At 55.8% G+C, this 25,645-nt stretch carries 24 protein-coding genes and 1 pseudogene; 11 read left to right on the forward strand and 14 right to left on the reverse strand.

What is annotated here, in order from left to right; genetic code table 11:
• The 3 genes from ABDZ89_RS07375 to ABDZ89_RS07385 all read left to right on the forward strand — a co-directional run.
• On the forward strand, positions 1–286 hold a 286-nt coding region (locus ABDZ89_RS07375; RefSeq protein WP_343777901.1), incomplete at its 5' end, for a transposase.
• Positions 283–558: a HalOD1 output domain-containing protein gene (locus tag ABDZ89_RS07380; protein WP_343777903.1), complete on the forward strand. Its 276-nt coding sequence runs from the start codon at positions 283–285 to the stop codon at positions 556–558. The genes ABDZ89_RS07375 and ABDZ89_RS07380, both read left to right, overlap by 4 nt.
• Positions 559–741: 183 nt before the next feature.
• On the forward strand, positions 742–1,656 hold the full coding sequence (locus tag ABDZ89_RS07385) for a hypothetical protein (protein WP_343777905.1): 915 nt from the start codon (positions 742–744) through the stop codon (positions 1,654–1,656).
• Positions 1,657–1,745: 89 nt separating this feature from the next.
• Here ABDZ89_RS07385 and ABDZ89_RS07390 read toward each other — a convergent pair whose 3' ends face one another.
• The 6 genes from ABDZ89_RS07390 to ABDZ89_RS07415 form a co-directional block, all read right to left on the reverse strand.
• Complete coding sequence (locus tag ABDZ89_RS07390) at positions 1,746–1,898, reverse strand: putative RiPP precursor (RefSeq protein WP_343777906.1); 153 nt, start codon at positions 1,896–1,898, stop codon at positions 1,746–1,748.
• Positions 1,899–2,149: 251 nt separating this feature from the next.
• Positions 2,150–2,305 (reverse strand): putative RiPP precursor, encoded by a 156-nt coding sequence (locus ABDZ89_RS07395; protein WP_343777907.1) that lies wholly within the window; start codon positions 2,303–2,305, stop codon positions 2,150–2,152.
• 120 nt (positions 2,306–2,425) lie between these two features.
• Positions 2,426–4,339 (reverse strand): asparagine synthase-related protein, encoded by a 1,914-nt coding sequence (locus ABDZ89_RS07400; protein WP_343777909.1) that lies wholly within the window; start codon positions 4,337–4,339, stop codon positions 2,426–2,428.
• Positions 4,336–4,791 (reverse strand): lasso peptide biosynthesis B2 protein, encoded by a 456-nt coding sequence (locus ABDZ89_RS07405; RefSeq protein WP_343777910.1) that lies wholly within the window; start codon positions 4,789–4,791, stop codon positions 4,336–4,338. Before ABDZ89_RS07405 ends, ABDZ89_RS07400 begins: the two co-directional genes overlap by 4 nt.
• Before the next feature lie 3 nt (positions 4,792–4,794).
• Positions 4,795–5,088 carry a PqqD family protein gene (locus ABDZ89_RS07410; protein ID WP_343777912.1) on the reverse strand — a complete coding sequence of 98 codons (294 nt, stop codon included), beginning with the start codon at positions 5,086–5,088 and terminating at the stop codon, positions 4,795–4,797.
• Positions 5,089–5,257: 169 nt separating this feature from the next.
• Entirely contained in the window at positions 5,258–6,442 is a 1,185-nt protein-coding gene (locus ABDZ89_RS07415) for a nucleotidyltransferase domain-containing protein (protein ID WP_343777913.1), read from the reverse strand.
• A 165-nt stretch (positions 6,443–6,607) separates the two neighbouring features.
• Here ABDZ89_RS07415 and ABDZ89_RS07420 point away from each other — a divergent pair, with 165 nt between their 5' ends.
• Positions 6,608–8,464, forward strand: a complete 1,857-nt coding sequence (locus tag ABDZ89_RS07420; RefSeq protein WP_343777915.1) for an ABC transporter ATP-binding protein — start codon at positions 6,608–6,610, stop codon at positions 8,462–8,464.
• 95 nt (positions 8,465–8,559) lie between these two features.
• The gene (locus ABDZ89_RS07425) at positions 8,560–9,591 is read left to right on the forward strand and encodes a sensor histidine kinase (RefSeq protein ID WP_343777917.1); all 1,032 of its coding nucleotides are present in this window, start codon (positions 8,560–8,562) and stop codon (positions 9,589–9,591) included.
• Between the two features lie 80 nt (positions 9,592–9,671).
• On the opposite strand, the gene ABDZ89_RS07430 is transcribed toward ABDZ89_RS07425, so the two are convergent.
• The 3 genes from ABDZ89_RS07430 to ABDZ89_RS07440 all read right to left on the reverse strand — a co-directional run bounded on the left by ABDZ89_RS07430 (position 9,672) and on the right by ABDZ89_RS07440 (position 13,845).
• Positions 9,672–10,898 (reverse strand): glycosyltransferase family 2 protein, encoded by a 1,227-nt coding sequence (locus tag ABDZ89_RS07430; RefSeq protein ID WP_343777919.1) that lies wholly within the window; start codon positions 10,896–10,898, stop codon positions 9,672–9,674.
• Positions 10,899–11,365: 467 nt separating this feature from the next.
• Positions 11,366–12,289 carry an NAD-dependent epimerase/dehydratase family protein gene (locus ABDZ89_RS07435; RefSeq protein ID WP_343777921.1) on the reverse strand — a complete coding sequence of 308 codons (924 nt, stop codon included), beginning with the start codon at positions 12,287–12,289 and terminating at the stop codon, positions 11,366–11,368.
• A 584-nt stretch (positions 12,290–12,873) separates the two neighbouring features.
• Positions 12,874–13,845 carry a phosphoadenosine phosphosulfate reductase family protein gene (locus ABDZ89_RS07440; RefSeq protein WP_343777922.1) on the reverse strand — a complete coding sequence of 324 codons (972 nt, stop codon included), beginning with the start codon at positions 13,843–13,845 and terminating at the stop codon, positions 12,874–12,876.
• Between the two features lie 99 nt (positions 13,846–13,944).
• On the opposite strand from ABDZ89_RS07440, the gene ABDZ89_RS07445 reads away from it, so the two are divergent.
• The 3 genes from ABDZ89_RS07445 (at position 13,945) to ABDZ89_RS07455 (ending at position 17,738) form a co-directional block, all read left to right on the forward strand.
• Positions 13,945–15,066 (forward strand): inorganic phosphate transporter, encoded by a 1,122-nt coding sequence (locus ABDZ89_RS07445; protein WP_343777924.1) that lies wholly within the window; start codon positions 13,945–13,947, stop codon positions 15,064–15,066.
• 81 nt (positions 15,067–15,147) lie between these two features.
• Positions 15,148–16,494, forward strand: coding sequence for an alkaline phosphatase family protein (locus ABDZ89_RS07450; RefSeq protein WP_343777926.1), 1,347 nt, complete (start codon positions 15,148–15,150; stop codon positions 16,492–16,494).
• Positions 16,495–16,973: 479 nt separating this feature from the next.
• Positions 16,974–17,738: a DUF8073 domain-containing protein gene (locus ABDZ89_RS07455; RefSeq protein WP_343777928.1), complete on the forward strand. Its 765-nt coding sequence runs from the start codon at positions 16,974–16,976 to the stop codon at positions 17,736–17,738.
• 345 nt (positions 17,739–18,083) lie between these two features.
• Here ABDZ89_RS07455 and ABDZ89_RS07460 read toward each other — a convergent pair whose 3' ends face one another.
• Positions 18,084–19,016: an SDR family NAD(P)-dependent oxidoreductase gene (locus ABDZ89_RS07460; protein ID WP_343777930.1), complete on the reverse strand. Its 933-nt coding sequence runs from the start codon at positions 19,014–19,016 to the stop codon at positions 18,084–18,086.
• Between the two features lie 72 nt (positions 19,017–19,088).
• Complete coding sequence (locus tag ABDZ89_RS07465; RefSeq protein WP_343777931.1) at positions 19,089–19,511, reverse strand: NUDIX domain-containing protein; 423 nt, start codon at positions 19,509–19,511, stop codon at positions 19,089–19,091.
• 635 nt (positions 19,512–20,146) lie between these two features.
• Here ABDZ89_RS07465 and ABDZ89_RS07470 point away from each other — a divergent pair.
• Entirely contained in the window at positions 20,147–20,428 is a 282-nt protein-coding gene (locus ABDZ89_RS07470; protein WP_343777932.1) for a helix-turn-helix transcriptional regulator, read from the forward strand.
• Between the two features lie 602 nt (positions 20,429–21,030).
• Here ABDZ89_RS07470 and ABDZ89_RS07475 read toward each other — a convergent pair.
• Positions 21,031–21,279: a hypothetical protein gene (locus ABDZ89_RS07475; RefSeq protein WP_343777934.1), complete on the reverse strand. Its 249-nt coding sequence runs from the start codon at positions 21,277–21,279 to the stop codon at positions 21,031–21,033.
• Positions 21,276–21,431, reverse strand: a complete 156-nt coding sequence (locus tag ABDZ89_RS17090; protein WP_425544605.1) for a hypothetical protein — start codon at positions 21,429–21,431, stop codon at positions 21,276–21,278. Before ABDZ89_RS17090 ends, ABDZ89_RS07475 begins: the two co-directional genes overlap by 4 nt.
• A gap of 439 nt (positions 21,432–21,870) precedes the next feature.
• On the opposite strand from ABDZ89_RS17090, the pseudogene ABDZ89_RS07480 reads away from it, so the two are divergent.
• Together ABDZ89_RS07480 and ABDZ89_RS07485 are read left to right on the forward strand one after the other, a co-directional pair.
• Positions 21,871–22,280 (forward strand): annotated as a pseudogene (locus tag ABDZ89_RS07480) (type B DNA-directed DNA polymerase); the annotation flags it as partial.
• An 880-nt stretch (positions 22,281–23,160) separates the two neighbouring features.
• Positions 23,161–24,630: an orc1/cdc6 family replication initiation protein gene (locus ABDZ89_RS07485; RefSeq protein WP_343777935.1), complete on the forward strand. Its 1,470-nt coding sequence runs from the start codon at positions 23,161–23,163 to the stop codon at positions 24,628–24,630.
• Between the two features lie 547 nt (positions 24,631–25,177).
• On the opposite strand, the gene ABDZ89_RS07490 is transcribed toward ABDZ89_RS07485, so the two are convergent.
• Complete coding sequence (locus ABDZ89_RS07490) at positions 25,178–25,501, reverse strand: DUF6788 family protein (protein ID WP_343777937.1); 324 nt, start codon at positions 25,499–25,501, stop codon at positions 25,178–25,180.
• Positions 25,502–25,645: the final 144 nt, after the last annotated feature.

A 25,645-nucleotide genomic window follows, 5' to 3' on the forward strand; every position in this document is an offset into this window, starting at 1 on the left:
TCTCGCCGGCGACAAAGGCTATGACGACCAATCTCTCCGGGACGCCCTCCGATCAGAGGGCGTCCGACCCCTGCTGCGTCACCGGTTGTTCGCTGCGTACGATCACGCGCACAACGCACGGTTGGACAGCGGGCTATACGGCCAGCGCTGGATGGCCGAGACTGCCTTTTCGGCCATCAAGCGTCGATTCGGCCCCGCTGTCCACCCTCGCGCTTGGTACCGCGAGTTCCGCGAGCTCGTGTTGACCGCCGCAGTCTACAACCTCGAACAGGCTCTCAAACAGTGATCCCCACGCCGTCATCGGATTCAACAAAGCAGTGTGAGACTGTAACCACGTCTATTGTTGAATCGATTGCTGACCACAAAGGCATCGACTCAGGTGAGTTGGATATTGTACTTGCGGATTATATTGAACCGGATGCTGTGAAACAACTCGCAAGACACAGCGACAACAGCTGGAGGCTTCAATTTGAACTATCAACACATCGCGTGACTGTAAGGGGTGATGGTGGAGTCCTCGTCGATGGGCAACTCGAACACAATTGGGTGTCCGATTGAGCCATAGGCAGCTCTCATCGACCGGCTGTTTCAGGCGAAAGTATATCTGAAGAATAGGATTTCAACAGAGCCAACAACCCACAACGGTCACGGATAACTGAGTCCTGACGGCTTCGTCGTTTGAGCGCGTGAGTAATCCGTGGCAAACACCCACACTTACATTGGCGCCGGCCGATCACATGGTTGACGATAATCAAAATGTATCGTTACTCCGCGTACGATCTGCGACTTCGATCTGAGTTCGAGCTACCGGAACTCTCAGAGATCGACTTGGATGAAGCTGAACCGGACGTTGAGATCGTTCGAGGGGCCGTCGAACACGTGCCGGAGAACGTGGAGGGGACCGGTGGACGCCGGATCACCGCTGCTCCGGAGGCCGTCCGATTAACGTACGACTCTATCGGATCGTTCCTGGTCGAAGGGGGAACCCGAATCGTATGTGACCCAGTAGATACGAATGCGGGGGAGAGAGAGTTCTTCCGACGACTGATAGAAAACGAACTACTCGGTCTCGTACTCTACCAGCGCGATCACCTCGTGCTTCACGGGAGCGCCGTCTCGGTAGATGGTCAAGCGGTGATATTCATCGGTCCGAGAGGGGCGGGTAAATCCACCACTGCTGCGGCGTTCGGCGCCGAGGGCCACTCCGTGCTAGAAGATGATGTCGTCGCGATTCGTTTTAACGATAACGGGCCGATAGTGGTTCCCGGAGTTCCACAGCTCCGGTTAAAATCGGACGCGGCAGCAGCCCTCGACGTCCAACAAACGACGAAACCATCGGAAGAGTCGTGGTACGAAAAACATCTCCTTCATGTCGAGACGACCTCGGAACCGGTCCCGTTACGAGGCTGTTATCTCTTGGTAGATGGAGAAACGTGCGCGTTCGACTCGGTCCCGGTTCGTGAGCAGATTCTGAGCCTGATCGCACAGACACACGCTCGCGGACTCCTCTCAGACACCAATCGCTCGCCGATTCATTTCGACCAGTGTTCACGGTTTATCGAAGCCGTTCCAGTCCGCAAGTTGAAACGACCACGCGACCATCGACGATTACAATCAGCCGTTGATTTAGTCGTTAAAGACGTGAAAAATGCTTGAAATATGAGAAAGAGAGACTGAGTCAGCGGCAGACATCAGATGAAAGTTGGTTTCGGAACGATACTTTTGTTGGTCACACTTGACCGGCCTCAAGGGGCGTCTATTACCGACCCCACAATCTGGCCGTTGGTGTCGTCAGTGTACTGGTCTTCGCTTAATCCATCCTTGTTGAGGTCTTGAGTGACAACTTCTACCGACCCGTACTCAGTGACCTCGGGTGAGCCGTATTGTTGCCCAGACATCACGATACATACACTGCTTTGATATTATTTATAATTGTGGGCAAAAGGCGGTAAGTGTAGATTCGCTCCATCGTACAACATGACATCGCAATACACCAAGTTCGCCATCCGTGGCCGCTGATAGAAGGGAGGATTTACATTACCGGTTTCGGGCGCGATCTGTTCCAGTAGATAGGCGCGAAATCGAGTAAAATATACAAAACCGTGTCAGGCCGAGAGACACGGTTTCAGACTGAGTTTCGGAGAACTCCTTACGCCGGGACGATCGACCCGACTAGGGGAGTGGTTTCACTGTACTGGTCCGTCTCGTTACCTTCCTTGTTCGACTGTTCGGTTATCGCTTCAACTGACCCGTACTCCGTAACACGGGGGGAGTCGTAACGATTTGTGGACTGGTTGTCAGCCATCACCAAAGTATGGTACACTGTCATTAACTTAAAAGTGGTGAATATATATCTGACGCCGGTGAGACGATTCTTCAACCTCATTGAGTGTACAACGATGAATAAGGTGAAATATGATAGATATCAGCCATGTGGGGTAACAGGCGGCCCGTGTGAAGTTTTCGAGTCGACATCGCCGAGAGTTTCGAGCCAGTTGGTGAGCGAAAGCATCCGGAACAGCGCCCGAACGTCGTGAGTGTCCGCCTCGTCGGGGAATCTACTGAATGCCGCCTGAAGCTCGGTCGTGTTCAGATACGGTTCCAGTTCGGTCGGATCCGCGATCGCTCGTTCGAGGTCGGCCCGCTCGAGTGACAGCGAGTTTTCGACGGCCTCGCTCATGTCGGTCTTCCACTGACGAGTTCTGATTTTCTCTGGGAGGATATCAGAAAGCGAGCGGCGGACGATCGAGCGCGTCCATCCGTCTGATAGCTGCTGGGACGGTGGCATCGCGAGAGAAAATTCAACGAGCCGCTTATCTGTGAACGGGTAGCGAGGTTCGAGTCCGAAGGCGGCGAACGCGAGGTCGGTCGTCTCCAGACTCGCCGGTATCATTCCGTACAGCAACGACCGACGCTGCCGACGCCGGGCCGTCTCCCTGAGGACGGATCCCTCGTCACCGGCGTCCCGGAGTCGGTCCTGAAGGGCGACTCGATCGACGAATTCGGGATCAAGAGTCGGATTATCAGGCTCGTAAACGCCTCCGTATCCGTGAAATCTCGAATAGACGTGTCGCACCGCGTCCGGAACGAGCGGCTTCACCGCGTGGTGGAAAAGGACCCGGTGCGGAGCCACGTCAAGCATTTCGGCCATCGCGCGCGTCTCGCGACGGAGGTGCCGCCACCGCCCCGTGCGGAGTAACTCCGCGAAGAGCCCGAGTCCGTAGCCGGTCGCGCTGTCTCCGAGCGCACCTTCGAGCAGTACATCGACTCCCTCCCTATCGGCACGCTTGACGCGTTCCCAGATAGCGTGGTGCATCGTGTCATGTGGCGGGAGATCGTAGTGGTCGAACATCTGCTCTCGGTCCTCGAAGAGTCCGACATCGTCGAGGAAAACGTAGTGTGGAGAGAAACCCGGCTTCGTTGTGACCGACTCGATGAACTCCCGCTCGTCGGCCGACGGAATCTCGTCGTACACGTTCGAAAACGTGTGAAGCGGCTCCTGGGTCGAAAGCAGTTCCCGGGTTGTGACCGTGATCGACGAAGAGTCGAGCCCGCCGCTGAGCGAGGTACCAACGGTCCCACTCGACCGGAGGCGGCAGTCGACCGCCTGTTCGAACAGCTCGCGGAACCGGCGTTCGTAGGCCGCGTCCGATTCGAGCGTGACGGTCCGCGTCGGATCGAGGTCCCAGTACTGCCATTCGTCAACGCTGTCTGTACGAACCGTCGTCGCGTGTGCGGGAGGGAGCCGGCGCAGCGACTGGTAGTACGCGCGCTCCTTGTCGTGAAACGTGCCTTCGAGGAAGTCCCCGATCTTCACCTCGTCGACTGCCGGAGAAACGAACGGGAGCGCGAGGAGCGCTTTCATTTCGGAAGCGGCAGCGAACACCTCATCGCCCGGGTAAACGTAGAATGGTTTGACGCCGAACCTGTCGCGCGCACAGAATGCGACTCCGTCGTTTGCGTCCCAGATGACGAAGGCGAACGACCCGATCAGGTGCTCCGAGCAGCGTGTCCCCCACCGCCGGTACGCCGCCAACAACAAGTGGCTGTCCGGGACTTGTCCACGCTCGTCGGTGATGTCGAGCGTCTCGAACAGTTCCGCGCGATTGTCGAGTCGGACGTCACCAGCGACAGTGAGGCTTCCGTCCCTGTACGGTTGGTCGTCGAACCGGGACTCGGGCGTCGACTGAAGTTGCTGGTGGCCGAGTGCAACGCCGTCGTCGTACCAGGCTCCGCTTCCGTCGGGTCCGCGATGACTGATAGTGGACAGCATCGTGCGAAGGTCGTCAGGGGCGTACTCACCGCCGCCGCGATCGAACAGCGCAACAAACCCACTCATACTCGATCCACCATCTCTAACGAGGGAAGCGGCTCGTACCGGGACAGATTCTCTAGGTCACCAATCAACACATCGTCTCGGAGTTCGAGCCAACTGTGTGCCTTCATTTCGGTGTCCGTCGCCTTTGTAACGCCAATCCTGTGTTCCGGCGTGAAGCCGTAGAGCCGAAGCAGGGCTTCTGCGGTCAACGAACGCATCAAACAGGTGCGATCCCCGGGGACTTGACGGTCCGCCGCGTCGACGGCCGAGACGACCCGCTCGGCAGCGGGATTACCGGGAACGAACAGGGAGGCCGGGCCACACAATCGTAATAGGGAGTGTCTAATCCGAGAGAACGACCCGATTATGAACCCGATAGAAACCGAAACGAGCAGTAGGGCCGAGAGAGCTACTCTCAGCTGATCGCCGGGGCGTGACGACAGAAAAGCCCGGAAAGTGCGGTATCGTCTCATATATTATGATGTGTCGAGCCGGACGAGGTCCTTCTCAGCGAGGTCGACGAGCAGATCCTCAACGTCGCTTCGGCAGTGACTGTATTCCACGTCGTAGTTCTCAGCAACTGTCCGGCAGAGCTCCTCGACCGATCGTGGCTCTTCGAGCAGTTCCCAGACGAATGTCGCGACCTCGTTGAGCCCGTAATACTTCCCGATGTCCTGATGGAGGATCACCGTCTCACCGTCGATCGTCGTTGAGAGGGCGCTCTCGACGGCAACTGCCGTTGTCGACGTCGGCAACGTGTTTGAACTCATATTGGACTTGTGAGAGGTATTTCGTGGAGTATAATAAATCCCGAGACCGTCTGTAGGTCGACCGATCAGTTGACGCCGGATTATGTTTAAAACAACCATTTAAGTGATGTTTAACGTTCAACGTCGGACTGATCCACGGGAGATCATCAAATATCACGCGGAAGCGGTGCTATCGACGCGCGATCCGTTTGATCGTGCTGACACAAAGGTGACAAGGTCGAGTGAGATAGTACAGTCGGTGGAATCGAGGGGGGAGCGGGAGCCACTGGTAATCAGCCTTTCGCGGTGCCAGAACTTCGTTGACGGCGTCGGTAACCGATCCCCGCAAGTTGTCGTTCAGGAATGCCGCGGTCGTGATTGGTTCCAAAAACGTCAGGTCCGCCATCGGGTCTGCCCGTAGCATGGCAACGGTTCGGCGCGCGCCCACAGAACACAGTCGCGACGACTCCAGTTCAGATCGGACCGGATCCGGAACTGACAGTCCGGTTAGCTCGGTGACGACGGAGACTCCGTACAGCACTGCGTTCAACCAGTGATACTGCCTTGCTCGCGTCGTCACCGCCTCCCAGTCGATCTCTCGTTCGCCGGCCAGTACCAAGGCGACATCGTACACCCACGAGAGTTGTCGCCAGCCGTGTTTGGTGCCATGAACGAGCAGCAGCAAGGCGCGGTCCTCGGGAGAGAGGGCCGGAACAGTGCGTCCGGCAAGGTCGGTCGGAGTCCGACGGTCCAGGAGGTCTGCGAAGATGCTGTGGTCCGATCTGCGTCCACCGATGAAACCGAACCGAAGCTCGACGGGGAGACCGCCGTCGCGATCGACGAACCGGAATTCTTTCCCCCAGCGGAACACCGTTCCGTTGACGAGCGTCTCGACAGGTATATCGGAGAAGTTTGTCCGTTCGTAACCGTGCCGTTCGAGTAGCTCCGCGGCTGAACGAACATCATCTGGGGCGACGAGTAGGTCAAGATCACCGAACGACCGGTCTCCGATAGACCCGTACGCCGCTTCTGCTAGGATCGGGCCTTTATACGGAGTTGCTTCGATGTCGTTCGATTCGAACAGGTCGATGATGTCACACAGTTGTCTACTATGCCGGAGGTTTTCGATCGAGTTCCGGCGGTGCTGAGCGTCCAGCGTTTCGTCGATAGATCGGGGATGGTCCACCGCCACGCTTTCAAGTGTCCGTCGGAGGGGTGAGTGGAGACGGTGCCGCGAAGCGAGTTCGAGTATTACCTCCCAATCCGGAAGATCGTTGCCGATTTCTCGGAGTCGATCCGCTACCGCGTCCGGGTCGCCGACCCGTTCAAGAAGTCCGAATACGAACTCCGTCTCGGAAGTCGGTGTCTCTGTCATCAGTCTATATTACAGATTCAGTGCGTACGAGCACCCGTGAGCGGTGTCAGAGATGTGAACAAGGAATTTTCCGTTCATTGCTCTTGACCGTGCGCGAACCATACACAGTCGAGGTATCCCGGTGCGAACGTGACAGACATCTCACGTCAGTAGTTGTTTGTACTAATGATAAACGTTCTCCAAGATTGGAACGAACGTGTGGCCGGAGAATACTTCTACCATCCCGTCGTCATATTGAGGTATATGGAGGTTACTGCTCGCAAAAAGTTGTCCGCAGTCCGCGATGCCGCGCAGTTTCGTCCTCGACTCGGGGTTGTAATCGTCGTCTTGAGTCTCATAACGGCGCTTCTCGAAGGTATCGGCCTGGGATTCCTGCTCCCGATCATCGAGATTACGCAGTCATCAACGGCACCGAGTGACACGGAAGGTCTCCTCGGAACGTTCGTGCGTATATATTCGCTCATCGGACTACCGTTCACACTCGAGTATCTCATTCTCGGCGTGGGCGGCGTCATGGGCGTGCGATTCGGATTGAGCTTCCTCACAGCGTGGCTCCGAGCGATCCTCGGACGCGGATATCAGCGTCACCTACGCAAGGAACTGTTCGATGCGCTGATGTACGGACCGATAGAGTACATCGATCGCCACGGGTCAGACGACCTGTTGAACAGCCTAGTCACAGAGACGAACCGGTCTGCCGGGATCGCCATGGCAGTGTTCAACCTCGTCGAAATACTGTTACGAGGAACGATTTACTTACTCGTCGCCGCGGTGCTGGCGCCGATGCTGACGTTGATTGCCGTCGTCGCCCTAGGAACGAGCACACTGGCCGTGAGATACGGGCTCGAACCCGCGTACACGGCCGGGGATGACGTCGCGGATGCCAACGAGCGATTCCAAACGATCGCACAGACGAGCACCCAGGGAATGCGAGACGTTCGCCTGTTCAATATGCGTCCGTCGTTGGTCGATCGAATGCAGAATGTGTTGGATGACTACGTTCGTGACAGCGTCAGGTTACAGCGGAACCAAGCCGGATTAAAAAACCTCAACCAGTTCACGAACGCAGTTGTCGTCTTCGGCCTCGTCTACGTCGGATTTCAGTACACTCCGCTCTCGTTAGGAGAACTCGGCGTCTTCCTTTTTGCCGTCTTTCGACTATCACCGGTCGTTAACCGGATCAATACGATGACCTATCAGCTGGACGGTCAGCTTCCACACTTCCTCCGCGTACAGTCCCGGATACAAGACCTGCGTGAGATGGAAGTTCCGGACGCAGGCGGTGACAAGCCCGTTAGTGCCGTTCAGGAGGTCACGTTTGACACCGTCTCGTTCGCCTACGAAGACGAACGAGTGCTCGACGGTGTTTCATTTAGCGTCAAAAAGGGAGAGAAGATTGCCCTTGTTGGCCCGTCAGGTGCTGGAAAGTCAACAATCGTCTCGTTGTTAGGTCGGCTTCAGACGCCGGACTCAGGTGGAATTCTTGGGGAGGATACTCCGATCAACGAGTTCGACATCGGACAGTGGCGCGAGCGACTCGCAGTCGTCCGCCAAGACCCGTTCCTGTTCGACGACACCCTCATCGAAAACGTGAAAATCGGCAATCAGGACGCGACGCGTCGGGAAGTCGAGCGGGCGTGCGAGATTGCGCAGGTGACCGAGTTCCTCTCGGAACTCCCGGACGGATACGACACGGAACTCGGCGAGGACGGGACGCGGCTCTCGGGGGGCCAGAAACAGCGGGTCGCCATCGCACGAGCCCTGCTCAAGGACGCCGACGTCCTCGTCCTCGACGAGGCGACGAGCGAGCTCGATTCGAACATCGAACGCGACGTGTACGAGGGGATCAGCGACCGAGAAAGCGAGTACGCGACGATCAGTATCGCCCACGATCTGTCGACAATCGACGACGCGGACCGGATATACACACTCGTCGACGGAAGCATCACGGAGGACGGGACCCACGAGCAACTCCTATCTGACGACGGAACATACGCGGAGCTGTACGCCACACAGACGTAGCAAGCGAATCAAAAACAAACAAAAAGTTTGACAAATGTTACACAAAAAATGCGTTTATTCGGTACACTCATCAGACTGTACACAGAGCAACGAGTATGTGTAGTATTACCACAGATCAGAGTATTCCACTCGATGCGATTCCGTTACGGCCAGACAGCGTTCTCACGCTCGTTGACGATGACGGCATAATCAAGTACAGTAACGCCTCAGTGGAACGTGTCCTCGAGTACGACCGAGACGAGTTGGTAGGCGAGCACTTCACGGGACACATACACCCGGACGACTGTGACCGGGTATCTGAGATGCTTCAAGCGCTTACTAAAGAACAGAATCAGAACAATAAGTCAGTCGAGTACCGACATAGGAAGAGGGACGGAACGTACGAGCGGCTCAAATCTGTCGGGTCGCCGCAGCCAGTCGCTGAGGGATGGTACCTGATACGTACGAGCGAGGCCGCAGATCAGGGGAAGACTGACGCGGACATTGAGGCGAGAGAGGAATTCGACAAGTTTGCCAAGGTGGTGAGTCACGACCTCAGAAATCCGCTAAACGTGGCCTCAGGTCACGTCGAGCTGCTGTACAATGACATAGCCGACCAAGACGTAGACTACCGTCAGCGGCTCAAGAAAGTGATGTGTGCTCACGATCGGATGGAAACGCTCATTGAGAACCTCTTGACGCTAGCCCGAAGTGGAAAAGAGATCAATGCCGCACAGTGGATAGCGTTCGATTCGTTGTGTCAGCGGTGTTGGCAGAACGTGTCGACTGCGAACGCACAGCTCGTTATCAAGTTCGACGGAGAAGTCCGAGCCGATCCGTCTCGGCTCCAACAGCTCGTCGAAAACCTCATTCGGAACGCCATCGAACACGGCGGAGAGGATGTAACGGTGACGATCGGCGAGACAGGCGACGGTGACGCATTTTACGTCGCCGACGACGGTACAGGGATTCCAGAAGCGATGGAGGATCAGGTGTTCCAAAACGGTTTCTCAACGGTTTCCGACGGAACCGGATTCGGTCTCGCGATCGTGAGCGAGATCGCTGACGCACACGGGTGGAAGGTTGAGGTGGCGGAGAGTCAGAACGGCGGCGCTAGATTCGATGTCACTAACGTTGACATCCGATAACACGCCTAGCGATACAGCAGAGCTGAACGACAGCCGGAAAACGAGGATAGCGGAGTGTACCGAATGCCGTCGATCGCTCGCTAGGCCGCTGAAACCGTGTCGTCGACCGCGCTCATGAAGAACGCGTTGAACACGGTTTGAACGCCGAGAATCATCACCGTGAGCGCGATAACGTGGCCAGGGGTCGCAGCAAAGAGGGCGATACTGCCCGTGGCCCACTGGATCGCACCCCAAGTGAGATACAGCGCGCCGACCGTGAACGCGGCCAAGCCGACCGTCGAAAGCCGTTCGAGGTTCATCCGGCGGATGACGGTCTCGGTGACGACGTCGTTGGGTCGCTGGATCGGATCGCTCGCCAGGGTGGCGAAGACGCCCATGTTCGCGGCCTGGTACCCGACAAGCACGAGCAACGAGCCGGTGATCGCTGCCGTGGTTCCGAGTGAGACGCCGCCGAGCGTGACACCGGTAGTTCCGGATAGCAACAGCGAGACCCCGGCGAGCCCGAGAACGGCGCCGGGGAGCGAAAACAGATAGTTCGGTGCGTTCAACAGCATGAACCGGACGTGCCGCCACCCGTCGCGGAAGCTCTCTAAGGTGGCTTCGCCCTCGCGTTCGTGATACGTGATCGGGATTTCTTTAATCGTAAGATCTCGCGCGCCCGCGTCCATGATCATCTCAGAAGCGAACTCCATCCCTGTCGTCTCAAGATCGAGGTCGTCGAGGACGTCGGCGTGAAACGCCCGGAATCCGGAGTGTGCGTCGCTTACACCCGCGCCGTAGAACACGTTCAGGAACTTCGTCAACAGCGGGTTCCCGACGTATTCGTGGAGTGCCGGCATAGCGCCGTCCTTGATGTCGCCCTCCAAGCGGCTCCCCATGACCATGTCGGCGTCGCCCTCAACGACTTGTTCCAGTAGTCGCGGGAACTGTTCGAAGTCGTACGTGGTGTCGGCGTCACCGATAATGATGTATTCGCCGCGACAACGCGCGAAGGCGTACCGATAGGCGTAGCCGTAGCCGGGTTCATCGGGCTCGACGACGACTGCGCCCTCTTCTCGCGCAATGTCGGGAGTACGGTCCGTCGAGTCGTCGCTGATAACGACTTCTGTGCGATACCCTGACTGGCGGACCGCAGCTTTGACGAGGTCGATACATTCAGCGACGCCTTCCTCCTCGTTCATTGTTGGCATGACGACGCTGACCGTCGGGTCCACGTCGGCGTCTGGCCCGACAAGAAGCGACTCCGGCTCCCCGGGCTGCTGTACTGGGTCTACTGACTGCGTTCCTCGTGCGTCTGTCGACGTCATTACCTTGGTTTAGTTGCTGCTGCGTTCGTGACACATGGGAGCGGCGCCGTCAGCCGGTATCGGGAGCGTGTCCACCGCCGGTCGGATCGGCTTTTATTGGTCCAATCACAGGCGAACGGGTCACAGTCCATGCGAGTCTATCACTATGGTATCTGCCAAGACTTGTATAAAAATATTTGTAATAAACCAACCAATCTGTTGGTATGTGCCGGATATATAATCTACTAGACTGCTATTTGGACAAATATGGAGTAACTAATCGGTGATGCGACGACGACAGCTGTTGGCCGTGGTTGTCGTGGTCACGATGGGAGCTACGAGAATTGAAGTCATATCTGTCGCTGGATACGGTGCGGGTGGCGGGTACGGAGAAGGCGGGTACGGAGTGTGATACAACCGCGACGAGCGGTTTGTAGTCCAGTCCCGGTCAGCAACGTTATCGGTGAGTAAGAAGGGGACAGTAGAGGCTACTGCGTGACGAGATACGGTTCACAGACGCGGTGGACGCCCTCCTCGAACGGGATCCGGGGCTCCCAGCCCGTTCCCTCGCGGATCCGGGAGATGTCGGCACACGTGTCGTGGACGTAATTGTTCAGCGGGATCGGTTCGTACTCGGGTTCGACAGAAGTACCGAGCACGTCGTTGATCAGCTCGACCATCTCGTTGAACGAGTACGGGTCGCCGGTGCCGAGGTTGTACACGCCCGCGAGGTCGTGGTCCGCGGCCGCCTCGAGCCCGCGAACGATGTCGTCGACGTGGGTGAAATCGCGGGTCTGGGAGCCGTCGCCCCATAGCACCGGTGATTCGCCGGCCGCGATCTTGTCCGCGAACTGCGAGACAGTGTTCGCGTACTCGCCTTTGTGTTCCTCGTTACCATTGTACCCCTGATAGACGGAGAAGAACCGCATACCGGCGAGCGAGAGTCCGTCGTAGAAGTTGTTGTAGTACTCGGCGTATCGCTCGCGGCCGAGCATCGACGCGTCGTAGCCGGTCGCCGCGTCGAGGTCCATATCCTCGGGGCTCGGCTCAGTCCGGCTGCCGTACGCCGATGAGGTCGAGGCGTACACAATCGTCTCACAGCCGTCTTCGTACGCCTGTTCGACGACGTTTACGAACCCCTCGATGTTGACGCGGGCGCCCTCGCGCGGGTTCTCCTCGAGCATCTGCCGGGAGGAGAGTGCGGCGAGATGGAAGACGACATCGACATCCGTCGGTAGTCCCTCGTCGAGCACGTCCGCCTCGACGTACTCGACGCCTTGGTCGAGGTTGGCGGGCGTTCCGAGGTAGCCGTTATCGAGGGCGACGACATCGTTATCTAACGCGAGGGTATTCGCGAGGTTCGAACCGATGAATCCTGCTCCGCCGGTGACGAGAACGCGGTGATTTTCCATACACGTTACGCAGTACGCTACCGGGCATAAAAATCTAGTGCGCTCAACGGCGTTGACCGGCGGTATTGGCGACCGTGAGGGTGACTGAAGATCGTCCATTGCGCCTGCGCGAGTGGTGGGTTCACAATCGTGTTGGCGAACACGTCGGTTTGTACCTCGTTCGTCGGCTGATTATTACGCCAAATAAAAGACCAGATGTTAGAAACATCCGCACATACAAGATAAACAACCATTACAGACATAGTGGCGTAAACTAGTGTGAACCGTTAGCAACTGTTCGCTGTCTAACTGACTCATAGTCATTACGGTTATACCGATGTAAATGTAGGATTGTAAACTGAACGAGATGGGAAAAACGGCGTTCGCTTCGGCCAGTATGGGTAACGACCGAGGGGGCTACCGGTTCAAACGGCGGATCGGACAAGGGACACGGATCCGCTGGAACGGGTCGCGAGTTCGGGGTCAGCTCACGGTCCCGATACGGCCGTTTGTGTGGCCCGACAAGTGTCAACGAGTACGGCACCAATTACTCCACAGAGAGAGGTGTAAGACGGGAGAAGGTCGACCGCTGGCGGGGAGCCAGGTTACATGTAGCCGAGATCGCGCAGCCGCTCCATCAGGTCCTCTTTGTCCTGGGCACGTCCGGCTCGTTCGGTCGTGTTCTGTAGGTCCTGCTTCCATGCGGGGACGCTCTCAGTTTTTTCCGTACTGACTTCGCTGCCGAGCGATCGGAAGCCGGCGAAGTACTTCGGCGAGATGGGAATCTCGGCCTGACTGACGCCGTCCGGAAGGTCGTCGTCGGTGTCGGGGACGTACCCGTCGTCGGGGAACGCTGCGACCGTATCGGGGACGACGTAGCTCCAGAACACGTCCCAGACGTCCGCCTCGTCGAACTGAAGAATCGGCTGGATCCTGTCGTGCGGTGGGTAGATCTCTGGGTCATGCCGCGGCGAGAAGAACGTCTCGTCAGCGCGTGCGTCCTGTTCGTCCCACCGGATCCCCGAAATGACGCCGTCGATGTCGTACTCCTCCAAGGCGTCGTTCAGGGCGACTGTCTTCAGTAGGTGGTTACCGACGTACGTGTCGAGGAGAAACGGGAACGTGTCCTCCTCGTATTCGAGGATGTCTCGAACGTGGTGTTTGTTGTGGTCCGAAAGGGCCGACACCGGAATCTCGTCGCCGGGCGTGAGCCCGTGTTTCTCGGCGTACGCGCCGACGTCCTCGTTGCGCGCGAACACGAGGTCGATATCCCATTCATTGGCCCAGTGTGAGACGAAGTCGATGATCTCGTCGAAGTGCTGGTAGTGGTCGATGAAGACCGCGGTGGGCTTTTCGTAACCGTACTTCTCAGCGACTTGGTTGATGAAGTACAGCGTGAGCGTGGAGTCTTTCCCCCCGGTCCACATCACCGCGGGGTTGTCGTACTCCTCGAGCCCGGTCTTGGTGACCTCGATCGCCTTCTCGATTTTGTGCTGGAGCGACGGATAGTCGGCCGGATCTTCGCCTTCACCGTCGGTGTACGATACGTCGACGTCCGTCGGCGTGTCGGCTGCCATACGACCGGTGATTTCACCGAAATAAAAAGAGTCTTTCCGTGTTTGAACACTCACATGTAACCCCAATTTTTACGCGTTTAGACAGAAGATAGGAACACAATGAATGATCTGTTGATTGGTGGAGTGTTTCTCGCTACGTTTGTTGGAATAAATATCGGGGGATCATCGACTGGTGTGGCGTTCGGACCAGCGATCGGCGCAAACGCGGTGACGCGGGTCGGTGCCGGCGTGTTGATGAGCGTAAGCGCGATCATCGGCGGGTGGACTGTCGGTCGCAACGTCGTGACGACCGTGGGGAACGATATCGTCGCGGCCCCCGTGTTTAGCCTCTCGGCCGGATTCGTCGTGTTAGCGTGTATCGGCATGACGCTGCTCGTCGCGAACGTTCTCGGGATCCCTACGTCAACGTCGATGGTCGCGGTTGGCGCGATGGTCGGGATGGGGATTGGCAGCGTCGGCGTGAAGTGGGAGGTACTCGTTCGGATCGCTCGGTGGTGGATCGTTGCGCCGGTGATCGCGTTCGGGACAGCGGCAGCGATCGGCCGGTGGAAGTATGACGAGATTGCGGCGCGCGTCGGGGTCACCGAGCCGACGACGAGTCCGGTGACGCTGGATTGGACGGACGGGAAGCCGAGGCTCCAAGTCGCTGACGGCGCGACGCGTTCGGACGTCGTCTCGACGGTGCTGCTCCTGGTGATCGCGTGTTACATGGGCTTTTCCGCGGGGGCAAGCAACGTCGCGAACGCCGTGGCGCCGCTCGTCGGTAGCGGGGTGGTCTCACTCGATATCGCACTCCTTGTCGCGGTCGGGGCCATCTCGTTTGGCGCCTTCACGATCGCCCGCCGAACCATGGCGACAGTCGGGAGCGACCTAACCGACTTACCGATGACGGCCGCCGTCGTCGTGGCGGTCATCGGTGCGACGATCACGACCGGCCTATCGTACCTCGGGATTCCGGCCAGTCTCGCGTTATCGACGGTAACGGCGATCATCGGGTTGGGATGGGGGCGGGCGCAACGGGGAAAATCGAGAGTCGCGCCATCGCCGCCGGCCACTCGTGAAGAGACGGTTCGGTGCGAGAAGCCACCCTCCTACGCAGTTCACCCCTCGGCGGTGACGCTGTTCCGCGGCTCGATGGTCGCACGAGTTCTCGCTGTGTGGATGATCGCGCCGCTCGCAGCCGGGACGGCAGCTCTTGCCCTCACGGTCTCGGTATTATAAATCCGTAAGCCGTGCGCGCGGCGGAGTGAAATACCTGACACATACACAAGACTATTTATTACCGGGTCTATGGCTTGCGGTATGGGACTTTTCGATAAACTCGGGGGCGGCTCGGACGAGCGTGTGGTTTTTCTCGGGATCGACGGCGTACCGTACGGGCTTATTGAGGAACATCCCGATGTATTTCCGAACCTCACTGAGATTGCCGAATCTGGGAGCGGCGGACAGATTTCGAGTATCGTCCCGCCCGAATCGAGCGCCTGCTGGCCGACGTTGACCACCGGAACGAACCCTGGGAAGACTGGTGTCTACGGATTTCAAGACCGTAGCTCGGGGAGTTATGACACGTACGTGCCGATGGGAAGCCACGTCAACGGCCCGCGTGTGTGGGACTTGGTGACGGACGAGGGGCGAGACGCGTCTGTGTTTAACGTCCCGGTGACGTTCCCGCCGTCCTCGCGGATTCAGCGACACGTGTCCGGCTTCTTGTCGCCCTCGGTCGAGGAGGCGTCCAGCGACGCCGACATCCAACGGGCTATCGAGGGGTTCGGGTATCAGGTCGACGTGAACGCGAAGCTCGGACATGACGACGACAAGTCGGCGTTCATCGCCGACGCCGAAAAGACGATTTCCGCCCGACACAAGACTTTCCGGCATTTCCTACAAAAAGACGATTGGGACCTCTTTTTCGGGGTGTACATGACCACGGACCGGGTGAACCACTTCCTGTTTGGCGATTACGCGACCGATGGAGAGTACGCCGACGAGTTCCTCGAGTTCTATCAGACCCTCGACGCGTACATCGGCGAGATTCGGCAGCTGATCGACCCAGAGACGACCTTGATCGTCGCGTCCGATCACGGGTTCACTCACCTGACGCACGAAGTGTACCTCAACAAGTGGCTCGAAGAAGATGGCTGGCTCGAATACGCGACCGAAGACCACGAGGAACTGGGAGACATCGACGAAGCGACGCGGGCGTATTCGCTAATTCCCGGCCGTCTCTTCTTGAACATGGAAGGGCGGGAACCAGACGGAGCGGTTCCGAAAACCGAGTACGAGAGCGTCCGTAACGACCTCATCGCCGACCTCGAATCGCTAACGGGGCCAGACGGGCGTCAGGTCTGTCGGAAGATCGTTCGCGGTGAGGACGCGTTCAGTGGTGACAATACGGATATCGCTCCGGATCTGGTTGTGATTCCAGCAGACGGCTACGATCTGAAGGCCGGATTCACCGACAAAGATGAGGTGTTTGCGACGGGGCCTCGAAACGGAATGCACAAGTTTGAGAATGCGTGTCTGTTTTCGACGAGCGCGGATCTTGATCTGACGGACGTCGATCTGCTCGATATCGCCCCGACAATCCTAGACCTGATGGACATCGACGCCGATACTGAGCGATTAGACGGGACATCGTTGGTCGCGTAAGTCGTGAAAATCGCACTCAGACCGCTCAAGAATGAGAGTGATAGCAACAAGATCAGACGGAACATGAGACCTAACAGGTTGTATCGAATACGACGAACGATCAGGGTAACGTTCCGAAACTCGCGAGAGAGATGTTTTGTACCCGAAGTATTATACAATAAGACGAGAGATATGGAGAACATGGCCGAAAAAGCAGATGTCCCGCGTTGTAAATGCGGCAAAGTGCTAGGCCGGGGGATCTCTGCGCGGAGCCTCTGCGCCGAGTGCCGCTTACAGAAGGAGACACCGCGATAAGAGATGTCACACGCGTCGGCCGAGTACCGTCAGTCGGTGTGCCACTCGCCAGTGGCCGCAACCCGACCGTTTCGTGCGACCGAAGTACCGAGCCCCGATGCCGCCGCCAAGGGGACACGTCGCGGCTTCCAGCGTCTGTGTCGGAGTCGACAGACCCTCATACGTCCTCGAGAGTGGTCAAAAAGATGAGTGGAGACGGCAGCGAAAAGCAACTCGGCACCCTTGCTTCGATAACGGCAGGGATCGAGGCGACACGGACGGAGATCAGGAGCGTCGGGATTCAGACCAGCAGCGAGCTGTATGAGGCGCAGGTGCGTCTCGCGATTCCGTTAGATCGGGTAAACAACCTCGACAGGGCTCGTATCGATGCCGACAACGCTGAGTTCGTCGAGAACGAGCTCCAGTGGGAGATGACAATAGAGATCGAAAGTGTTGGCCAAACAAATCTCGAGACATCACGGTCAGTGTCAGGGGTCCGAGGCGGGAGAGAAGACCCTGTAGATGCGGACACAGGGCCGACAGACGGAACCAAAACGCAGGCGCCCACACCTCCGGTTAACAACGAAGGGCAAAACGGCGATACAGAAGACGCCAAGACGCCACCGACAGTAACAGTCGGGTCCCAATCAAAAACTGAGCCGAATGGCGAGAAAGCAGGAGACTCCGAGGTGCACGACGAGATCCCGGAGTATCAGGATCCGGAGCGACTCGCGGCCGTGTATGATGAAAACGCGACGTTTGAGGAAATGCGAAAAAAACTCGGTGTCGACGTGACGGCACAGACAGTCCGTAAGTATATGATAAAACACGGGATCCACGAGCCGGAGCCGCGACCCGATCGGTTGCTTGAGACGATCCGCGCATCCGAACTTGAACTCATGAACAGCGACGAGGACCGGCGGCCGAGTGAGTCGGATGAGGCGACAAATACGGACGGAAAATCGAAATGAAGTAACTTGAGCTCGTGTTGTTGTTGCGGGTGGCGCAGATAGGTCCAAAGCGCAGCAAAATACCAGTATCTGTGGAAAAAACAGATATTCTGCCCATTTGTGTTCATAAAAGCAAAGTTTACTAGTGATACAAAGCACGGGATAGCGTATGCCAAGTGAACTGTTCAGGCAAGTGTTCTTACTACTAATCGGGTTGATCGTTGGGGCCACGCTAGTAAGCTTCTTCAATACACAGACAGATCTGATGGTTAGTTGGTGTCTCATATTAACCGCCCACAGAGACAGTTATCAGCGGCAGAGAGAAGAGTTGGTGGCAGTCAACGTGTTCCGGTAACGCAACTCGCGCTAAGTCATCTCCGAGACGAGTTCTTGAGTCGCACGGCGAACCGACTCGTGGCTCGACAGTGACGGTTCCCAGCCGAGAGCTGAGAGCTTTTCAATCGAGAGCCGCATTTTCGGGACATCACCCGTCCAACCGCGGTCTCCACCCGTGTGCGAGTACGTCGGATCGAGGTCCAACTCGTCGGCGACGATATCCGCGATTTCCGTGACCGAGGTTGTCGCGCGAGTGCCGAGATTATACGTGTTAAGATCACCGGAGGAGGTTTCGATAACATGTTGGATCGCGTCGACGCACTCGGTGACGTGGAGGTAGGATTTCTCCTGCCGGCCGTTACCCAAGATCGTTAGTTCGGACGGGTCGTCAATTAGCTTCTCAATGAAGTCCGGAATCACGTTCCCGCGCTGGTGTGGACCGACGATATTCGCGAACCGAAACACCCAGACCGTGAAATCATATGAGTGCGCGTACGTCGAGAGCAACGCTTCGTCGGCCAGTTTCGATGACCCGTAGATAGAGATGGGTTCCAGCGGCGCGTAGTCTTCCGGCGTCGGTCGAGGAGCCTCTCCGTACACCGTCGAGGACGAGGTGAACGCGATGTTCGAGACGCCGACGTCCTCCATCCGTTCGAGAACGTTGTACGTCATCTCAGTGTTCTCTTCGAACAGCTTCCGGTCTTCGTCGTAGTTCGTATCCGTGTACGCCGCGAAATGAAACACGATATCGATCGCTTCAGTCAGGACCTGCGCGACAGCTTGCGGATCAGTGAGATCTGCTTGGATGAACTCAGCGCCGTCAGGAACTCTCGCTCGGTCACCTTTCGAGAGATCGTCGACAACCCGTACTGACGCCCCGTTCGCTACGAGTTCGGTCGCGAGATGGCTACCAATGAGCCCTGCGCCACCCGTGACAAGCACAGTCGCGTCTGCGAGTTCCATATTATCGAGTCGGAACAAGCCGATAAATAAGTTTGGAGGTTGTCACAAGCAGCGCCGCGGCGGATGCGTAGTTCACATATCCAACACGGGCTTCGTCGTCATTTCCTCACAGGACAGTTGTATCGCCTTGGCTTGTGCACGAGAGAGCTTATGCGCAGCTTCAGACGAGGTCACCCACATGAAATCCGTATGTTCCTGGCTTAGTTTGACGCGTCGTTGGTTAGTGTTAGAAACGTAGTAGACCCCGAATCGGTCGTTGTTCTGATCGTTAATCCAAGAGTTAGCGAGTAGAATGTCTTCAATATCGATTGAGAGTGAGGTTTCTTCGTGAACCTCGCGACGCAGTCCTTCTGAAACGCCTTCGTATGAGCTTAGTCGGCCACCAGGCAGTTCCCAGTTATTATCTGAATTACGTTGAAGTATGAGAATGTCATCAGAAGAATCGAAGATCACACTACGAACACTCACGCTGGGCTTCAGAAGCTGTTCAGTCATAGCTTTTTTCATGGGAACAACCACATATAAAGATTTGTTTTGTATAGCAGTCCACGCGCGACGGTAATCAAATACAACGAGTCATTCAACATCACCGTACATTAGTGATAGTCGCGTCAGTGAGGCGCCTGTGATGGTTATACGAACAGTTATTGAGAAATATGACGACTTCTAGTACATTATTGTATTATTATTTGTTCACGTAAAACGGGTTATCTCGATCGCTGTTATTATGTTCGCTTGGTAATTGAATATTAATATTTTTATTTTTCTGTGGATATGTTAACGTTCTTTTATTTAGAGCGGGTGAAAGTATTGCCTATAGATAAAAACCGACATAAGTATAGAGCCGACGAATACATCTCATCACCAATTCGTAAACTAAACGATCTGTAGAGATATTTTAGCTTTTTTCGAGTCTATCATTATAATTTACAAAATTCAACAAGCTAATACGAAAACACATTATCGTCTTTTCCCTATACATATTAAATACTACATTATATTCTAAAGATATTTAGTTTGATATAATTCGGAGCACAGCTTTGGTGTGAATCGGTGATGGTGCGGTGACAGAGTGGTTCACAGCCATTTTATTAATTGTGTTATTTTACTCATGGCAACTGGATTGGTGTATGAACGATCTAACAGGGTTTCAGCGCGATACGTTATACGTGATCGCCGGGCTTGATGATCCGCATGGACTCGCAATAAAAGACGAACTAGAGGAGTACTACGCGAGCGAGATCAACCCCGGACAACTGTACCCGAACCTCGACGCCCTGATCGAGAAAGGGCTCGTCGAGAAGAGTCAAAAAGATGGTCGAACAAACGAGTATGCGTTAGCTCACAAGGGGACTCGCGAGATAGAGGAACGAACCAAATGGAAGAGTGACTACATTGAAATCGACGGCTAGGTGGTGAATCGAGTGGCGGCAACAGCGAAACAATCGCGACCTCCTCCCTACCCTACTCGCTCGCCGCGTTCATAGCCCGCACCTTGAACAGGGGGCCTTAGCGCCTATTTTCAGGAGAGGGGTAAGGAAGATATCACGGTGGATTTTCTTCGTCATTGGCCCCCTCGAATGCTCTGTAGGTACAGTCGTATCGTCACCGCTGGAGATACGCGCGTCACAAGGCTGGTCTCAGACACAGCAATACATGACAATTCGACGGGACGGCTTGGAGCATCAGTGGTGAATGGGAATGGCGGCGCAGTGCATTAGGTTTCTGATGGCAGTCGAACCGAATATTTCGGTCTCGGTCATCGATGTTGCGGCGTAGTTTCGGGTGAGACTCCATCGGAGGTCAATCCGCGCGGTTGACGCCGCTCCGACCCCGTCCGATAGTTCACCTGAGAGTGTTTGTGAGTTGAGCTGGTTGTTTAATGACGCCGCCTGGACCAGCAACTCAAACCACAAACAGGTCTCGTATTTTCCGTAGGGGCCCGGCATCGATAGGGCCAAATGCCTCAGACTGTTCGTCTGGTTTGATATGGTGAGGGGGTCTCAGTCGTCAGTCAGACGACAATGGATGTATCGCCGGTGCCAACGTCATTTCTGTCCGTGCCTGTAAGGTGACCAGTTTGACTTACCTCACCAATTGCGAGGGGTGCTTGTGCGAGCGCGAGTTTGCGTCGGGTCGTTTGCCATTCTGTGAGGAGCGCCCCGTAGTCGCTGTCAGCGTCGTCGATGTCCAGCTCCCAGGCGAACTCTTCGGATGAATCAACCCCGTTTCCTTCGGGCCACGCCTGAATCTGTGTCTTCATATCAGCGATGCCGGACGCGTCTCCTCGGGTGTCCGTTCCGCGAGTAGCGACTGGGCGTGTTCAGTGACGATAGCCGTTTCCGACCGTCGGTAGTGCGTCGTCTGACCCTCTTGCGTCTCTATCACCTCTCCGGCGCTCTCAGGCGTCAGCAGGTGCTTTCGCGCCGTGGTTGGTGAGACGTGGGCACGCTCCGTATTTGTGCTACAGACAACGGATCGTACACTCGTTCAGATGGCGTCGTCTTCTCAACCCACTCCTCTTCGACGACGTCGGTCACGTCTCGGTGTTCGGCGCCGCCATCCAAGCTCACTCGGTGGAGCGGGGACGGCTCATCGGACATTACCTGCCTGATCCAGGGTATGGAGGACGATCCACAGCAGTTTTAACCAACAGTCATCTGTGAGACGGTCGTTCTGTTGGTTAATACGCTTTCGAGGGTTCAGATAATAAACTCAGAAAGGGCCCTAGAAACAGGGTTGACAGAGCGAATCCGCGAGAGTACGCTGCTTCTGACAAGGCGACCTCAATTTCCCGAAATTCGGAACTGACACGCCGGCGATTATACAGATAGGCTAACTACGTGGGCGACGTCTCGAGCGGCTCGACGCAACTCGATCTCCGGACACCATACTCGACTGTCTTCAAGATGCTATCAGGCGCCTCCATCAGATCGTCGGAGGGAATCGTGTCTCTAAGTCGCTGGAGGGGTATACGCAAAACACCCGGAACGTGAAGCAGTCTCGCGATCAGGGTATCGCTGTCCATCCAGGACAAGAGATCGAGTACGTAGTCGTCGACGACAAGAAGAGCTCACGAGGCCGGGTTGCGTTGGCTCACGAGGAAGTCGAGTCGTACGATGCGTCGTACTACGGACGCGACTCGTCAGAGCTGTCGAGAGTGTGCTGTCACCGCTCGGGCGGGATCGCTCGAAGGTGTGTCGAGAGCGTGTAGACACACGAATACCGGAGCTGACGGTGTTCGCGAATAGCGAGTTGGATTAACCAACAGACCACTACATAATCGAATCTGTTGGTTAATTCTGAGCTGGCGCCCAAAAGACACCGTGAGACCTTGTGAACTGTTGAACGCGAACAGTTTGAGGACCTCATTTGAGAGACACCCCTCTATCGATGTGTTCTGTAGACGATTTCGGTCATAGCTGATGTCCGTTCTTCACTTTTGTTCTGCTGTCTATGTCTCAATGGCACGCCACAAGGTGCGCGACGTGGTCTAATCGCAAAACGGCACACGAAGGACTGTTCACTTCTTTCCGAACAGCGAGGGGACCGTCTTCTAACGGTAGCAGCTCGATGGGACACACACCCCTCTATCGATGTGTTCTAACTGAGGAGGCCGGAAGAGTCAGATAGTCGATTTTATTCTACAAACCACGGTTTTGGTGAATCACACGGATAGAGTCTCTCTATGCCCGGATAACCGAAGTCATACCGATAGATTCTTGACGTTATCTGAAGGACGCAATTGTCGCTCGTCCGAACACATCGAACACATCGATAGAGGGGTGTGTGTGTTTGTGTAAATAGAATAAGAGAAGAGAAGAGAAAGAGGACTCATAATAGACAGAGTAGAAGACAATGAGAACGTTTCTTCTTTGTTCTAAGCCGATACGAGAACTGCTTCGCCGGTTTGGCCCAGACGTTGACCCAACGAACCCCCCACCCCGTGAATACATCGAACACATCGATAGAGGGGTGTGTGTGTTCGAGCGTGTTTTGCGAAACACATCGTCACTGGCTATCGCCGGTTAACCCATTATCATGACTACTACGCAGGTAATACGGTATCACAGGTTTCACACGGCTGATCACACTTCGATAGAGGTGGGGAACCTTTTTGATAGAGGCGGGTATCGATTGACCCATGGGCACTGACGACTCCGATGATCCCGCAGAGAACCCGGGACCGTCGGAGGACGAGTTGACGGCTCAAGCTGAGCTGTCGAATGTGTCGGAGTCAGATTCTTCGCGACAGTCTTCGTCCTCTCACGTCACAAATGGTGACTCACAACCCCAAGACGAGGGCGACTCAGAGGAGTCATCACAGTCGATCGAGGATATGCTCCTCGAGTTCGACGACCAGGATGGGCTGATTCGGGACCGAGCGCTCCTCGATCCGAATTACGTTGTCGAAGAGGACCGGATCGTGGGCCGCGACGAGCAACTGCAAGAAGTCACCAAAATGCTTCGTGTCGCGCTCGGTGATAACCGTCCGCCAAATCTGTTTCTCTATGGGCCTTCTGGGACCGGAAAATCCCTGATTACAAAGGCTGTCTGTCATAATATCAGCCGTATTTGTGAGAGCCGCGACATCCAGTTTGGAACCATCGAGGTGAATTGCCAGGACTTAGACACTCTCGGCATCGCCGTGTATGAGCTCGTTCAGCAAGCTGCTGACGCGGCGGGTGTCCCTGTCGAAGTGCCGAAACACGGCGTGGCGACGAAAGAGAAATGGGATGAACTCTACCGAATCGTCAACGAACACTTCGATTCCGTTGTGTTTGTCCTCGATGAACTGGATATGCTCGTCGGTCGCCGGGACAAACAAGAGCCTGCGTTTTCACGACTGCTGTATCAGCTGTCCCGGGCTGGGGCAAACGACGAGTTGAACGCGTACATCTCGGTCGTTGCGATTTCAAACGACACGAAAATGATGGAGTCTGTCGGGAGTCGTGCCGTCAGTTCGTTTACCCCCGAAGACGTCCATTTTGACGATTACGACGCGAACCAACTCCAAGCAATTCTTCGACGGCGTCAGGATGCGTTCCATGACGACGTCGTCGACGATGACGTGATTCCACTCGCAGCGGCATTCGCAGCACAGACGCATGGTGACGCCCGGAAGGCGATCGATCTCATGCGGGTCGCCGGCGAATTAGCTGAACGCGAGGCCGACACTCGTGTTCGCGAAAAGCACGTCCGTACCGCACAGGAAAAAGTCGAAAAGAACCGGGTATTAGAGGTCGTTCGCGGTATCAGCACACAAAAAAAGCTCTGTCTGTACGCAACCGCGGCAGTTGCGTCTCAAACCGATGGGGGGACCGCCAGGAGTACGACCGGCTATCGTGTGTATCAGTATCTGACCGACGCTATTGGAGCCGATCAGTACCACCAAGAAACGTACGTGAATAAGATGAAAGAGCTCACGACGTATTCGCTGGTCGACTTCGAGCGGCGGAGTCACGGTCCCAGCTCCGGTATGTTCCTCGAGTTCCAATTTGGAGAACGACCCGAGACGATTCTCGAAACCCTACGAGAAGACTCGCGTATTGAAGGGATTTCTGAGGATGAAGTCAGCTCTGTCGTCAAAGCGCAGATTCGGAATCAGACGTAGTTGAGATTTTAGCGATATTACAGGGAGCCGTCCGCTTCATATTCCTTTTTCAAGATACTTTCTGAGTGTATCGCTGCCCCAGCTAATCATCTGTTCCCATTAGTCTCCGCACACCCCTCTATCGATGTGTTCGATGTGTCCGCGATTAAATTACGCTCTCCTTCATTTGACGTTTTCTACGAGTCCCCGTATACACCCCTCTATCGATGTGTATCAGGTGGCTGTTATCAGGTCACAATTGACAACTGAGTAATTTATACCCGATGATCTAATACGTTTCTATCGATCACCGTATACACCCCTCTATCGATGTGTGATCCGCCGTTAGAGGCGTTGAAATGAGCATATTTGAAAGATGAATATCCAGTGCTAATTAGCGTCAGCGGCTCCTGTTGACTCAGGTAACTGACACGCCAACCGCTTGCTCAGCACCCCTATCGATGTGTTCGCGAAGCCTAGATCTCGTCAACACCCCTCTATCGATGTGTTTGATGGAACGGTCGTTTAATCACACTCTCTATCGAAGCATAGCTAATGGACATCAAGGCTAATCGTTCGGGTTGACTGGCCCCTTATATTGAGAGCGGATTTTTTGACCGTCTCGCCACTGCCAGTAGTAGTAGCGGTTGTCATTGATCTCTTTGATTGTTATTGTGGCCTTCGACGGGACGTCGTCCGGAAGATCGTCGCGACGTTCCTCGCTCTCATCGTCATCCGACTCTTCTTCAATGGGGCCCTCGCGTGCCTTGTGCGCTGCCAGCGCCTCAACATAGCGTGCGACGTGCTGGAGTTGTTCAGGCGAGTAACCGTTGAGTGTGTTAACCATCTCCGTCGAGAGGTCAGATGGTGGTGTCGGTGGATTGTGGGACATCAGCGGTCGCCTCGTGTTAACCAACAGGGCATGTATCGACATAGATTTGTTGGTTAATTAGATATCAATCCGCTACGCTAGAGAGTACGAACAGTAATGTATCGCAAGTAGAACGATTCATTAGATAGTGTCGGAACAGAGCAC

It is taken from the genome of Halorubrum ejinorense (assembly GCF_039522565.1).
Taxonomy (GTDB): domain Archaea; phylum Halobacteriota; class Halobacteria; order Halobacteriales; family Haloferacaceae; genus Halorubrum; species Halorubrum ejinorense.